The organism is Stenotrophomonas terrae (assembly GCF_039674165.1).
In the GTDB taxonomy this organism is placed as follows: Bacteria; Pseudomonadota; Gammaproteobacteria; order Xanthomonadales; family Xanthomonadaceae; genus Stenotrophomonas; species Stenotrophomonas terrae_A.
Genome location: NZ_JBDJMY010000024.1, coordinates 19,083 through 33,941, shown reverse-complemented (window position 1 = coordinate 33,941; position 14,859 = coordinate 19,083). Strand labels below are relative to the sequence as shown.

The window sequence follows — 14,859 nt, the reverse complement described above, 5'->3', positions numbered from 1 at the left end:
GGTCCTCAATGCTGCGCCGGCTTGCGGTAGCGGTTGTCGTCGCGACGGAAGAGATCTTCGTCGAATTTGAAACGCAGACGTATGAAGGCGCCTTCGTCGGTGTACTCGTAGCCGGCCAGATCCGGATCGGCCTCGAAGCCAACAAAGTTGTAGCCGGCCGACAGCCACAGGTTCTGCCGCAGCAGCCGCCCTATTTCCATGCCGTAGGCGTACTGGTTGCTGCCGTAGTCGCCACGGAAAGTGGTGCCGAGCACGCCGACATCCCAATTCTCGGTGATGTCGTAGACCACCCGGCCCGACAGCAGCACGCCGCGGAAGCTGTCGTCGACACGACTGCCGTCGTTATAGGCGAAGCGATCCTTCTGCCACTTGGCGGCAATGCGCCCGGTCAACCACCATGGCCGCGACGGATGCCAATCGGCGTGGGTGGAGACGATGTGCGCAGCGGTGCGGACATCCTGGCCCACATCCTGCAACGAACTGCCATCGACGCCCATGCCGCTCTTGTCCGACTCCAACTTGTACTCGTAGCGGGCCAGCGCGTTGATCCGGTTGCGGTCGGTGTCACGGTAGGCGACGCCGAGCTGGAACCGGTCCTGCATCACATCGCCACGGGCCTTGTAGTCGGTAGCCAGCAGGTAGTTGCGGGCCAGCAAGGTCCAGTCGCGATTGAGCTTGCGCGCCCATAGCAGCTGGAACAGCGTGGTATTGAACTCCTCGTTAGTGGCAGGCGTGCCATCCACATCACCGGAGATCCGGTATTCCAGCCGCATCGCACCGCGCCACAGCGGGTTGGCGCTGTAGTCCAGGCCCAGGGCCAGTGCGGTGGAATCGCCAGTGTCGCCGTCGTAGATCTTGACGTGCTCGGCGGCGGTGCTCAGGCGCAGGCCTTCGCGCACGCTCCAATCGTTGCGGATGCCCGATGCCATCTGCACATCGCGGCCGGCAATGGCATCACGCAGACGGTACTCGCTGAACACCTGGGTGTCCTTGAGGTAAGTGCTGTCCACACCAAACACCAGCGCATCACTTTCGCGATCGGTGGTGGTGATGCCGTACGCACTGGTCAGGCCGGTCTGCTTCTCGTAGCGGCCGTACAGGCGGTTGCGCTCACGCAGCTGGTAGTCGGCACCCAGGGCAACGCGGTTGCGGTCTTCGCCATTGACGTCCTGCTCGTACTCGGCGCCCAGCACCAGTTTGTCGGTGACTTTGTAGCCGGCACCGACGTGCACGCTGTCCGACTCCAGCTTTGTGCCGACCGGCAGGCTGCTGGTGGGCACCGTGCCACCACTGCGTATCACCGGCAGCCCGGTCAATGGATCCAGCGGCTGTTGGCCATAGCCCAACGCACCGCCCGCCGAACCGGTGGCGAAGCCACCGCTGAGACCACCCGTACTACCGAACGGTGCCAGTGAAGACCACGGCGAATAAGCCCCAATGGTCTCGCGGATGCTGCGCACGCCCAGATCCAGCGTCAGCCGCTTGGTCGCGTCGATGCGCACACCTGCACCGGCCGCGTCGCGGTCGCCGCCGTCGGGGTTGCGGTCCTCGCTGCGCAGTGCTTCCACATATACCTCGAAGCGCGGATTGACCCGCCAGTTGAGCTCCAGGTCGTACTCCCCTCGCCCGCCATACAGCGGCGAGGACGGATTGTTGAAGGCCGGGTCGCTACGGCCGGCAAACAGCCGCGCATCGAAGGCCTTGCCATCGTGGGCGAACTCGAGCCGGTAGGCATTGCCTTGCACATCGCCGCTCAGGTTCTGCAGCCCCGGCGTTGCATACTGGTTGATCGAGTTGGTATTGACCTCGCTTTCGGTACGCGCGGCCTCCAGCACCATCCAGGTGTTGGGCCCGAAGCGGAAGCCGAGGTTGGCGCTGCCCATCTTGAACGGAGCAAACGGATTCTCGTCCTTTACATAGGAAGCCCCGGCCTCGATGTACTTGTTGACGCGGAACTGCGCATCTACGCCGTACACCCAGAACTTCTCCGTGCCCTGGTCCAGCTCGTAGGTCACCCGCAGCGAGATCGGGTTCAACTCGCTGTCGAATGCCGGCAGGAAGCTGTTGAGCAGGATGCGCCCGGAGAACGGCTCGAAGCTGTAATCAATCAGCCGCCCCAGGCCACGCACATTGATGATGCGGCTGGGCTGGTTGCGGTCGCGGGTGATAACTTCCACCCGTTCGCTGCCTTCCAGCACGGCGTTGTTGCGCAGCGCATAGGGGCCGCTGCCCTGGCTGGGGAACTCATCGATCACCTGCCGCAGCGAATCCTCCATCGCAAATACATTGCCGCGCACGCGCTTGCCTTCGAAGTGCCAACCGAAGCCAGTGGCGGTGCGGTTATACGTACCCAGGCTGCGCATCACCGCCTTGCCACTGGCACTGATGCCGGTCTGCGTGGTCAGCGTGTCGCCGGTCTGGAAGTCGCCGTACATCATGTAGCTGCGGTTCTTGTCGATGCGTACGTACAGGCGCTCGGCCGAGCGTGCATCGAAGCCGCGCAGCGAGGAGTCCCCATAAACCGGGTAGAACTCTTCCGGCTGGATGTCACGCAGCAGCCTGCCACGCACTTCCTTGTCCGAGTCGTACGCAGCGGTGAGCAGGTACTCGCCCTTGATCTTGCCCTTCACAAAGAAGGCGGTACGCGCGGCGGCGTTGGCCTTGCCACTGTTGAAGTTTCGCTCCCAGCGGCGGATGTCGCGGTCAAAGCCATCGTCACGACGGGCCGTATCCAGCGTGGCGCCGTTGCGGAAATTGACGATGCCTTCGACCAGGCCGGTCGCCAGCAATTCGCGCATCTCCGGCAGGAAGCTGACCGTGTTCTCGGCGGTTACACCGCCGGCGGTGATGCGCACCAGCACGTCCTGCGGCACATCCGGTGCCAGCAGGTCGAACTCGGCGCTGCCATTTTCCACCGGCAACTGGATGCCCGGTGTGCCGCGGTCGGCATCCAGACGACCTGGCCCGAGCTCGTCGGTGCGGCCGCCGATCAAGCGCACGCGGCCACCGCTGTACTCGATGGTGGCGAAGCGCTTGCCTGGCAGCAACTTGCCATCGGCGCCCAACAGTTGCACCCGCACATGCACCGGCGACTGGCCATCGGCTGGCACACCATCGCGGTCCACATCCACCCGCAGCGTGTCCACATCCGCATTGACGCTGTAGTCGACCGCTCCGGACTGCAGGTTGATCGCCTGCGGCGGTGTGTCGGTCGAGGCCAGCGATTGCGGGTTGGCAATCGGGCCGGCGCTCAGTGCACCGTCGAAACGATGGCTGTCTCCCAGCGTCGGGACATCTCCGGCGCCAGGGCCCACCTGCGCACTGGCAGCAGGCGCAGCTGTCGGCACACTGCTCTCCGTCGTGGCGCCAGCCGTCATGCTGGCGGGCTGCTCGAGCGTAGTACCAACACCACGCTGCGCCGGCTCCGGCCGCACGGTGCCACGCGGGGCGACGATGCCCGGCATCTGGTTTGCGGTATCGGTGGCGCCGGTGGGTGCACGCAGCGGCTGCGCCTGGAAGCTCAACGGCAGGCCCGGCAGTTCGGTTTCCGGTGCACCAATCTCACCCTGGGTACGCCGTGCCTTGACCTGCTCCAACACCTCGTTGGAACCGCTGCCTTCGATGAAGTCGGCGCGGTGCAGCTCGCCGTTCTTCAGGTCGATGAAGAGGCTGTCGGCATCACCGAGATTGCGGTTGCTGCTGGTGGTCAGGCGCGACCCGCGCGGCAAGGTGCTGGCATCCACCTTCAGCGTGTGGCTCTTCGGCGGCAGCCCGCAATAGCTGTACTTGCCTTCCGAATCGGACACCATCCAGGTGCCGTCGTTGAAGTACAGGCGTACGCCCGGAATGCCCAGCTCCTCGCGGTCCTGCAGGTGGTTGTTGTTGCTGTCCACGAAGATCTTGCCCAGCACGCAGGCCTCATCGGTGAACACACCACCGGTGACACGCACACGGTACTGCGCCGGGTTCGACGTTACCCCACCCGGGTACGGGTACAAGGTGCCGGGATCGACGCAGCCGCCTTCGGTGGAGCAGCCGTGCGCCTGCGCGCGATTGATGCCGTCGCCCTGCATTGCGCCCACGCCGATGCGTACGCGGTAAGTGAGCAGCTTCTGCTGGCCCTGGCGGATGCTGCCGACGTTGAACACCAGCCGCGGGCCGGGTTTGCCGAACGGATCGGCAATGCCGCCGCCGTCCACTCGTGCGGTGCCGTTGATGTAGGTGAAGCCCGGCGGCAGGTTGTCGATGATGTTCACCGTCTGCAGCGGCTCGCCTGCGGTCTGGCGGATGCTGATGGTGTACAGCAGCGTGTCGCCGATCTCGACCACCTGCTTGTCGCCGGTCTTGCTGATCACCAGCCCCGGTGCCACCGCCGGATCCAGCGGCAGGTGGTTGTGCACGATGTTGGCGGTGGCCGAACCGGCAAACAGCGCCAGGAAGTACTGCGTACCGGTGCCAACCGGTGCAGTCGGCGCGGTCGGTTGCGGTTGCACCTTGAAGGTGGTGCCGGATGCACCCGGCGGCGACAGGCTGCTGGCATCGGCCGGAATGATCGCCGAACGGAAGGTATAGCCGGCCGGCGGCGTCACCGTCAGCTGGAACTCGCAACGGCTGGGCGCCGCTGGCCCGAACAGGAACTGGTAGTAGCCATCGCTGCCGACCGTCATCGAAATGCTGTCGCCGCTGATGTTGTAACCGCCCTGCCCGCCATTGAGCACGCTGGTGGCCGGGTCATAACCGGCGCACACGCCGTTGGGCGCCAGGGTCACTATCGCCCCCTGCACCGGATTGCGCGTCACCGCGTCATACACCACGCCACTGGGATCCACCGGCAGGCTTTGCTGCGGCAGGTTCTCACCGGCACGCAGCACCACTTCCAGCTGGGTCATGCCGTCGCTGTCGATGCGGCAGGTGCTGCTGGTGCCGTTGGCAATGGCAGTGCTTGAGTCGCACGGCGCCGGCGGGCCTGCAGCGGTTTCACCGGTCACCGGGAAGCCCCACAGCACCCCGCTCTGCGGGTGGCGGAAGCGCACCGAATAGCGCGTGCCCGGCAGCAGATCAACGAAGCGGTAGCTGCCATCGGCGCCGGTACTGGCGGTACGGATGACGGTGTTGGTGGCCGGGTCGAACAACTCCACCGTCCAGTTCTGCAGGCGGATGTCGCCGCCATCGAGCAGCGCATCGTCACTGCCGATATCGAACCAGACCGTGCCCGACAGCGAGGCGGCGTCCTGCACCTGGGTGACCAGCTGGCAGGCGTTCTGGGTGATGGCCGGGTCACAGACCGGCAGCTGGGTCACGTCACCATCAAAGGCGCCCTGTTCTTCAGGGGACGGTGCGTGATCGGCATCTTCGCCGCCACCGCGCACGATCACCGCGTTGTGGATGGGCGATGCGGCAGCCGCCGCCGCACTTACCGCAACGCGCACGCTGATCGCATCCGGCGAGGTCGCACCACTGCCGATCACGGTGCTGCTGGTGCAGCTGAAGCGGTCGGCGCCGGGCGCGCCATCGCAACTCCAGGCGTTGCCGGTCGGCGTTGCCGCCAAGGTCACGCCGGTGGGCAGGCGATCGTCCACCTTGTATACGCCCACGCTCGGCTGCGGCCCGATGTTGCGCACCCGCAGCGTGTAGCTGGCCGGGTTGTTGACAGTGAAGCGGGTCGGCTCGGCGCTCTTGCTGACCACCAGGTCCGGCGTATCGGCAATCTCGCCGAAGTTCTGTTCAATCGACATCTGGCCCAGCGTCAAGGTGATCGCACTGATCGCCGAAGGCACGGTGGCAACGGGCGTGGCAACGCCCATGGTGGCACCGTTGACGGTGCCCGGCGTGGTGATGCCGTTGGTGGTGTTCGGCGGCTGCGTGGGCTCGGTGACGGTATAGGTGCCCGGCCGCAGGTTGTCGAACAGGTAGGCACCGTTGGCGTCGGTGACCACGCTGACCGGCGGCACGATGGCGCGCAGGTTGCCTGCCGGCAGGTCATCGTTGCCGGTGAGCTGCAGGGTGACATTGGCAATGCCGGATTCACCCGCATCGATGATGCCGTTCTTGTTGTTGTCGTAATACACGCGGCCGGCAATGGACGAACTGGCGATCTCGCCGAAGTTGTTGTCGATGCTGACCGCCTCGGCTGCCAACACGATGCCGCTGATCGTCGAGGGGGTGACGCTCACCGCAGTGGCGGTGCCACCGGTACTGCCGGGCACGGTGATGCCGTTGCGCGTGCCGGTGGGCTGGTTGGGCTCGGTGACGGTATAGGTGCCCGGCAACAGGCCTGCAAACAGGTAGGCGCCATTGGCGTCGGTCGACTGGCTCAGTGAGACGGTGCGGTTGTCCAGATCGACGCCATCAAGAACGATATCGACCCCGGCAATGCCGGTTTCGCTGCCATCGATGAGACCGTTGTTGTTGACATCCAGCCACACCCGGCCGGCCAGGGACCCGCTTATTCCATCCTCGCCGAAGTTGAAGTTCAGGCCCTCGCTGGCGCCGATGCCCAGACTCAGGTTGATATCGCTGATGCGATCGGTGGTGTTGCTGTCGCCGGCCACCGCCGTGCCCGGCACGCAGCCGCTGCTGCAGGCCGCGCCGTTGATGGTGCCCGGGTTGATCGCGGTGGAACGGTTGCGGTACAGGCCTGACGGCAAAGGCTCACGCAACGTATAGATGCGGGCCGGATCAAGGTTGGTGAACTGGTAGGCACCGGTCGCATCGGTGGTGGTGGTCTGCAGCACAGCGGAGGTGGCCGCATCCAGCAGCTCGACGGTCGCGCCGGCGATGGCCGGATCGCTGCCTGCCGTGCGCACATTGTTGGCATCGGCATCCACATAGACAAAGCCGGCCAGGCGCGCATTGATCAACTCGGGGAAGTTGTAGCGCACGCCATCGCTGGCTACCGGCACCGGAATCGCGCTGTAGCTTGAATCGGGCGTACCGACGGCATAGGTGCCGCCAAACGACGGCGCCAATAGTCCACTGCTGGGCGGGTCGACCGGGCCATTGGCAAAGCCGGCCGGCTGCGTCTGCACGATGTTGTAGCCAGCCGCATTGGACGGCGACAGATTGCCGAAGCTGTAATCACCGCTGGCATTGGTGGTGGCTGTGGCGTTGACGGGGTTGCCGTATTCGTCAGTACCGCTCAGCGTAAGGGTGACGGCCGCGATGCGCGGTTCCACCCCGGCAGCCTGCGGTACACCGCCATTGCTGCCAGTACGGTCGCGGTCCTGGAACACGGTGCCGGCCAGGGTTGAGGCGGTGACATTGATCGGTGCGGTGGCGGTGTTGTTGCCGGCATTGGTATCCACCTGCTCGGTGCCGACAGCCACGCTGTTGATGGCGCTGCCACCGGGCGGCAGCACATCCCAGCGCACCGGGATGATCACCCGCACGCGCCCATGGTTGTTGCCTTCGGAGGTCACGTCACCGACATTGCAGGTGACGACCTGTGCGTTCTGGGTGCAGCTGCCTGTGCCGTTGGGTTGGTCATCAGGCAGGGTCGCAATGTCCGGGCCGATTTTCTGCCAGGTGATCGGCGTACCGGTGACCACCATGTCCGGCGGCAGCGTATCGGTGATCACCGTACCGGTGCCATTGAGCGGACTGCTGCCGGTGCGATCGCGCGACAGGCTGTTGCCCGGCCCGTTGTTCTCCACGTCGAACACCCAGAAGAACGGCTCGCGGATCGATACCGTGCTCAGCACCGGCGGCAGCGCAACGCTGGGATCGGGATTTGGCGGCGTGGCCCTGGACACGGCCTGCTTGACGATGGCCAGGTCCACCTTGCTGCGGATGGAAGTCGTTTCGTCTTCGGTATTGTTGGCCGGATTGCTTTCAGGCTCGGCCGCCAGGGCCTCTGCCACGTTCCTGATCGTATCGCCGCCGGCACCAGGCTGCGACTGGTACTGGTAACGCAGATACAGGATCGACGTTGCGCCGGGGGCAATCACGCCTTCGGTGTTGCTGCCGTCGAAACCCGCGCCCGGCGCTTCACATTCCACGGTCAGCGGGCTGCCGGTGGTCGGGTTGCTACCTGCGGTCAGCGGGCACCTGATCGGGCTGAACGGCCCGGTAGGCGATGGCGAAGCACCCACGAAGCGCACCGTCTTGCCTGCTTCTGGCGTGATGGTATCGGTGATGGTCACGCTGCTGGCCACCGACGGCCCCAGGTTCTGCACGCTCAGCCGGTAGCTGATGAAGTTGCCGGCCGGGTCGTTGGGGTCATACGGCAAGGGATCGACGCCGCCGGTGAAGCCGGTGTCCTCCTTGTTCATCACCAGGTCCACATCACCGTCGGAAACCGTCAGCGTGGCCGACTTCTCGTCATCGGCCGGAGTGGCGATGCTGTTGTACTCATACTCGCCGTTGGCATCGACACCGCCGCTTGCGTCAGCAGTGCCATCACCATCACGATCAAAGAAGAAGTCGGCGGTATTCATGTACTCGCGCAGCCGGCCACCGGCGATTGGATCGTCCAGCGGCCGGATCACCACAGTCAGCGTGTTCTGCTGGCCACCTGGCATGTCCAACGGGGTGCAGGTGATTACCAGCGTGCCGGCTGCCGCGCCGTTGGAGGTGACGTTCTGTACACCGCCGGTGCCTGGCGTCAGCGTCACCCCACCGGTAACGGTGGGAACGCATTCCTGGCTGCCGCCACCGTTGCGGTTGTCGGTCACCAGGGTAAAGCCGGGGTCATCATCGCGCAGATTGATCACGTCGCGGAACACCACGGCCGGCGCCAGCGACGGGCCTTCATTGCGGTATTCGATGCGGTAGGTCGTCTCGAGGCCCACTCCACCCGGGTTGCCGGAGGTGATGGTCTTGGCCTCGGTCTTGACGTTGGCAACGCGCGGCACGCGCACATAGTCCGAGCCGGTGTTGTTGCCCGGGTTGACCTCGCCGGCAGCACCGGCCACCGAGGGGTCGATGCCAACGCCGGCGGTGTTGCACCATGCGCCCGCCGGTGCGGCAACGGCGCCGCAGGCAGCGGCTGGGCGTGAGGCGCTGTCTGCGAGCGGCCCGGTCAGCGTCACGACGATATCGGTAGGCGTGTTGGCCGGCAGCGGCGTCGTGCCGGATTCACAATGCAGCGTGCCCGACGCGCTGACTGTGCAAGTCCAGTTCGCCGGTGCCTGCACGGTGGCGCTGGTACGCCCCTGCAGGAAGCCCGGCAGCGAATCTTCCACCACCACACCGGTGGTGGCATCCGGGCCGGCGTTGCTCACCGTGATGGTGTAGCTCATGCCGGTGTAGCCGATCGGCAAGGTGTTGTCGGCCGCGCCCACACCATTGGTGCGCTTGGCAATACTCAGGTCGGCGCGCTCGAGCGAAGGCCGGATGCCCGCACCATTGCAGTCATTGGTGTTGTTCGGGTCGCCCAGGCCGCTGCCGGTGCCAGGCTCCGTCGAACCGCCACTGCCGCCGGCGCAGGCCATGTTGGTCAAGTTGGTGCCTTCGGCCTCCGGGTGGGCAAAGCTGAGCAGCTTCAATGGCGGCGTGGCTTGGCCAGCGGCCAGCGGATAGGGGCCGTCGAAGTTGCAGGTGACGATCTGCCGCGAGTTCACCGCATACGGGGTGGCGGTGCAGGTCCACGGCGTGGTGACGGAGGGGAAATACTCTTCACCCAAGGCCAGCTCATCCACCACCTGCACATCGCTGGTGGCCGGCGCAGGCCCCTGGTTCTGCACATTGATGGTTGAGGTGATGATGTAGCCACTGCCGGCCGGAGGCGCGCCAGGGCCAGGCCAGATCGGCACCAGCTGCGGTGCCTTGCTCTTGCTCAGGCTCAGGTCGGCACCGTTGGGCAGCACGGTGAAGTTCGCGGTGCTGTCGTTGTTGGTGGCGTTGCTGTCAGGCAGGCTGCCGGAGACCGTGGCGGTATTGGAGACCGCGCCATTGCTACCGGTCCTGTCAGTGGCACCCGCGCGGTGATGGTGAAGGTTGCGCTGGCGCCCACCGCCAAGGTCTGCGGGGCTGGCAAGGTGCAACCATGTACCGTGTTGGCGCCATTGGTTGTACACGTCCAGCCCGGCGCATCGGCGGTGCTTTCGATCAGGAAGCCGTTCGGCATCGGATCGGTCCAGGACACGTTTTCGGCTGGGCTGGGGCCGTTGTTGGTCACGGTAACGGTGAAGGTGATCAGCTCGCCTGGCAGCGCCGGTGCAGGCGCTGCGGTCTTGTCGATGGCCAGGTCAGCGCCGGCCGCAACGGTCACCGACGCACTGCCACTGTTGTTGCCGGGGATCGGATCGGGTGTACCCACCGCGATGACCGTGGCGGTGTTGACCACGCTGCCGCTGGCCACATTGACCTTGCCCCTGAACGTATAGCTTGCGCTCTGGCCCACCGCGAGGCTGCCGGGATAGGTACCGTCCTGCGCGGCGAACGTCCAGCTGCCGGTCACAGCCTGCGCGCTGCCGGCCACAAAAGTGACGCCGCTCGGCAAGGTGTCGGCAACATTGAAATTGGTCGATACGCTCGGCCCGTTGTTGGTGACGATGATGGTGTAGGTCACTTCGCCACCGGCCGCCACCGGGTCGGGCGTGGCACTCTTGCTCAGCGCCAGGTCACCGGCCTGGATCAAGGTGGTGTTCTGGGTTGCCAGGTTGTCGACAATGTTGGAGTCACCGGCGAAGAACGGATCGTTCGGCGGCAAGCTACCCAGCGGGGTGCCAGCCGGCGGCGGGGGTTGGCGGCCGAGCGCGGCGGTGATGCCAACGGTCGAGGGGCCGAGGCCCGCAGTGCTTACCTGCAGATCGATCTGAAACGAATCACCATTGGCCAGCGCCTGCGGAATCACACACACAACGCGCGTGCTCACAACCGCGTCCACGCTGCAGTAGGCCGGCAGATTGATCGCGCTGGTACCTGCTGGAAGATCAAATGCGACGACGGTATCGGCTACCGCTTCGGGACCACCGTTCTGGATGACCAAGCTGTAATCGATGACGCCGCCCGCAGGCACCGGATCGACAAGTTCGGTGAGGCTGCTGATTCCTAGATTGGCCGCAGCGGCTACCGGCACCCAGCCCAGCAGCAACAGCAGGAAGATCGGGCCGAGAACATGCCTGGCCAAATTCCGCGCAGCACCCTTACGCCGTACCGGAGCACCAGCCACAAGCAACTGCGACATCGCACCTCTCCAGAACACCCATCCCACCGGGGAAATCGCTGCGCATCGCCCCTATGCACGGCGCTACACGTCATGAAGGACTACAGCCCGGAGCGCGCAACACCTACAGGCGGTGTCGGCATCTCCGAAGCTTTTGAGGATCACTGCATACCCCGATGCGGAAAATGCAATCGTTCCTGTGAAAACCACGTCAAGATTGATGGCATTAGATCTGCCTGAACACGCATGTGAACGTGCGTCGGGATTGTTACGGCGGCCTCCACGGGTATCGGTAATCCGCGTTCCCGAAAGTCAGCTGTTTCGCCTATGAAACCCGGCCCCCGCCGAACTGAGACTTGCAGCAAAAATCTGCAACGCGCGCCCCGCGGCTCCGAGCCACGCAGCCATGCAGCGGACAGGTCAGCTGCAATAGTCGAAATCGCATTCATCCCCAAAAAAAACAAACACTTGGCGATGTCCTGCCGGCAATGTCGCGGTCGGACATCACGGCTGCAACGCAGCGCTCATGCAGCCACTACATGACACCTGAATTTCACAGGCGATATTCCGCGCCTGACTGCGTCGTTGTCCGCGCGCCCGATCTCGGGTTGCATCCGCGTGCGCTCACCGCGTACTGACCAGAGCGTGGTTGCCTGCGGGTCCGGCGGGCGGATTCCGGCATTTTGCGCAGAACTCCAATTCCGTGACCTCGTCGGCAGCCTTTTGACGGCACTGCCTGCCACAGGGCCAAGCCGCCCAGACAGCGCTAACGCGGCAGGCGCGCTCGTCCACCACGCCAACCCCACTGTTGAGCTGCAGCCGCAGGCATGCCGCAGTGCGGCCGGCGCCGCCTGCTAATCTTGCCCACCCAAGCCAGTGCCGCCCACCACCATCGTTGCCATGTCCGATCCCCTCGACAGCACGCCCCTGCACTACCGCCTGGACGACCTGCGCATCGATGTGGCCCGGCAACGTGTGCTGCGCGATGACGGCCAACTGCTGGATGTCGCCGGGCTCAATTTCCGCCTGCTGCACTATCTGTTGACCCAGGGCACGCGGGTGGTCGGCTTTGACGCGCTGATCGCCAACATCTGGGCGCCAGCAATCGTCAACGAGGAAACGGTCACCCAACGGGTGCGGCTGTTGCGCCAGGCACTGGGCGATGACGGCCGCAAGGCGCGCTACCTCCGCTCGGTGCGCGGCCAGGGTTACCAGCTGTGCAGTGAGCCGGTGGCCGAGGCTCCCCAGACCGCAACGGCGGCAGTGTCCGACCCGGCACCGGCAAGTGCATCATCGCGGCGTATTGCCATCCCGCTGACCGCTGCCCTGCTGCTCGTCGGCGCTCTGGTCTGGTGGCGATGGCCTGCCGATGCTGCGGCGGTGTCGCCCCTGCTGCAACGCGCGGACTATTACGCAGGCATCGGCCAGCACGACAACAATGAGCGCGCGCTTGCCTTGTACAGGCAACATCTGCAGCAGGCCCCGGACGATGTGCAGGCACAACTGGGGGTGGCCCGTGCACAGGCCGCGCGCGTCTGCCTGTACAACTGCACTGCCGAGGATGCAGCGCAGGCACAGACCCTGGCCGAAGCAGTGATCGCGCGCCAACCACAATCGTCTGCCGCCTATGCGGTGCTGGCTTACAGCCATGATTGCCGTGGCCAGGTCGATGCAGCACTCGCCGCCTATGAGCGCGCGGTGCAGTTGGACCCGGACGCCGATGGCAGCCGCGCTTCGGCCGCCTATCTGTATGCACGGCAGGGGCGCCTGGCCGACGCATTGGCGGCCAACCTGGCGGTGCGCCATCCCGAGCAGGTCCGCTTCTGGGAGTTGCAGGTTGCCTCCAATCTGGATCTGCTCGGCTACAGCGCGGCCGCTGAAGCACGCTACCGGCGCAGCTTCCAGCTTTACCCGGACAACGTGTTCTCCAATATCGCCTGGCCGAACTTTCTCTATGAACATGGCCGCCCCGCTGAAGCACAGGCGGCGCTGGACGAAGCGCATGCGCGCGGCACCGAACACGCGCAGCTGTATCTGCTGGACACCGAGCTGGCACTCCAACGTGGCGACACAGCTGCTGCGCGCACAGCTGCCCAACGCGCACGCGTGTTGAGAGCCGATGCAAGCCTGCCCAGAACCCTCGCCTGGCTGGCGGGCGCAGAACCGGCACCCGCCTCAGCGGTACTGTTGCAGGATGCCGCCTCGCTGCGCGCGGGGCTGGCACAAGGCAGCGACCCGCTCGATGGTATTGATGCCGCATTGCTGGCCAACCTGGCCGGTGACAACAAGGCGGCGTTGGCGGCAATGCAGGCAGCTGTGAGCGCCGGCTATCGCAACGCCGGCTATCTGCGGGTGTCACCGCTGTTCGCCAGGCTGCGCGAAGACCAAGGCTTCGCGCAGCTGCTGGACACGATGGCGACAGCAGTGGCCAGCGAACGTGCACGTATCATCGCCTCCGGCCAGCTGCCGGCCGATGCGCAGGCCGTTACGGCAACGCGCTGAGCACGTAGTCCTGCAGCAGCTTCTGGGTTTGCTGGTGCATGCCGCGCTGGTTGAAGTGCGTGCGCGTCACCACCATCACCAGCTGCTTCTCCGGCACCACGAACACCGCATTGCCACCATTGCCGGACATCGCCCAGGCGTGTACCGGCTTGCCACCCGCAGTGAACGGGAAGCGCCAGATCTGGTAGCCATAGTCGGCATCGAACGGGGTCTGCGCGTGCACCTGGGTCATCGCCCGCGCCCAGGCGGCGGGCAGTACCTGGCGGCCATCCCAGCGCCCCTCGTCGATGAGCAGCTGGCCGAGCTTGGCCAGGTCACGGCTGCGGTATTCCGTGCCGCCACCGCCCATGCCCACACCTTCGGACGAGCGGTTCCAGACCGATGCCGCAATGCCCAATGGCCGCTCCAGTACCTCGGCGGCAAAGCGCTGCAACGGCATGGCGCTGGCGCGCTCGACAATGGCGCCCAACAGGAAGGCGTTCGCCGTGCAGTAAGCAAACGCGCGTCCATGCGGACTGTCGGCCGGGCGCTTCATCCACGGCGCATAACCGCGCTCGGGCAGATCCAGGGTGAAGCCGGTCCAGTCGGCGCTGACGTACATGCGCTCCTCGTGCCCGGCCGAATACTCATTGTTGTCGTCGCACTCCCACTGCGCGCTCATGGTCAGCAGGTCTTCGATGTTGATCGCGTTCTTGAAGGCACCCGGGTGGGCGGGATGGCGGTCCGGAAAGAAGCCCAACACGGGCGCCTGCACGCCGCTGATCATGCCGCGGTCGATGGCCGCGCCGACCAGCATCGCGGTCACGGTCTTGGTCAGTGAGCGGGTGTTGTGCAGGCTGCTGCGGTCAGCGCCATTGAAGTAGGCCTCGTGCACCAGCTGGCCGCGATGCACGACCAGCACGCTGGTGGTGTCCGGCGCCTGCCCGCTGTTGATCGCGGCATCCAGGGCGCTGAACCTGGCCGCATCCAAGCCATGCGTGGCCGGATCGAAAAGTGTCCAGTGCTCGCTGGGCGGCGGCGCGGCGGCCACGGAAGCGGCAGCCAACAGCAGGAAGGCAAACACGGGGAAACGGCTCAGCAGTGTCATCACGGTGCTCCAGGTAAGGAGCCAGCAGACAAACATGCAGCCGAATGAAGCGCCTGATGTCTGCATGAAGATAAATGAAGCCGATACCAATCAATTACTTACCTGCCACCACCGGCACCGCCGCAACCGCAACACAGAACGTCGCCCGGGCTGGGCGACGCCG

General features: G+C 65.3%; 4 protein-coding genes. 1 reads left to right on the top strand and 3 read right to left on the bottom strand.

What is annotated here, in order from left to right; genetic code table 11:
- Nucleotides 1-5 precede the first annotated feature (5 nt).
- Entirely contained in the window at nucleotides 6-9,431 is a 9,426-nt protein-coding gene (locus ABE493_RS11885; RefSeq protein ID WP_346499149.1) for an SdrD B-like domain-containing protein, read from the bottom strand.
- 350 nt (nucleotides 9,432-9,781) lie between these two features.
- Nucleotides 9,782-11,128, bottom strand: a complete 1,347-nt coding sequence (locus tag ABE493_RS11880; protein WP_346499122.1) for a DUF11 domain-containing protein — start codon at nucleotides 11,126-11,128, stop codon at nucleotides 9,782-9,784.
- An 879-nt stretch (nucleotides 11,129-12,007) separates the two neighbouring features.
- Here ABE493_RS11880 and ABE493_RS11875 point away from each other — a divergent pair.
- On the top strand, nucleotides 12,008-13,609 hold the full coding sequence (locus ABE493_RS11875) for a winged helix-turn-helix domain-containing protein (protein ID WP_346499121.1): 1,602 nt from the start codon (nucleotides 12,008-12,010) through the stop codon (nucleotides 13,607-13,609).
- Here the strand turns inward: ABE493_RS11875 and ABE493_RS11870 are convergent.
- Entirely contained in the window at nucleotides 13,593-14,696 is a 1,104-nt protein-coding gene (locus ABE493_RS11870; RefSeq protein ID WP_346499120.1) for a serine hydrolase domain-containing protein, read from the bottom strand. The genes ABE493_RS11875 and ABE493_RS11870 overlap by 17 nt on opposite strands.
- Nucleotides 14,697-14,859 lie beyond the last annotated feature (163 nt).

Coding starts and splice junctions, on each gene's coding strand:
- ABE493_RS11885 (WP_346499149.1), bottom strand. CDS start 9,431: ATGGCCTGCGCCGGCGGCAGTGGCGGTTCGACGGAGCCTGGCACCGGC.
- ABE493_RS11870 (WP_346499120.1), bottom strand. CDS start 14,696: ATGACACTGCTGAGCCGTTTCCCCGTGTTTGCCTTCCTGCTGTTGGCT.
- ABE493_RS11875 (WP_346499121.1), top strand. CDS start 12,008: ATGTCCGATCCCCTCGACAGCACGCCCCTGCACTACCGCCTGGACGAC.
- ABE493_RS11880 (WP_346499122.1), bottom strand. CDS start 11,128: ATGTCGCAGTTGCTTGTGGCTGGTGCTCCGGTACGGCGTAAGGGTGCT.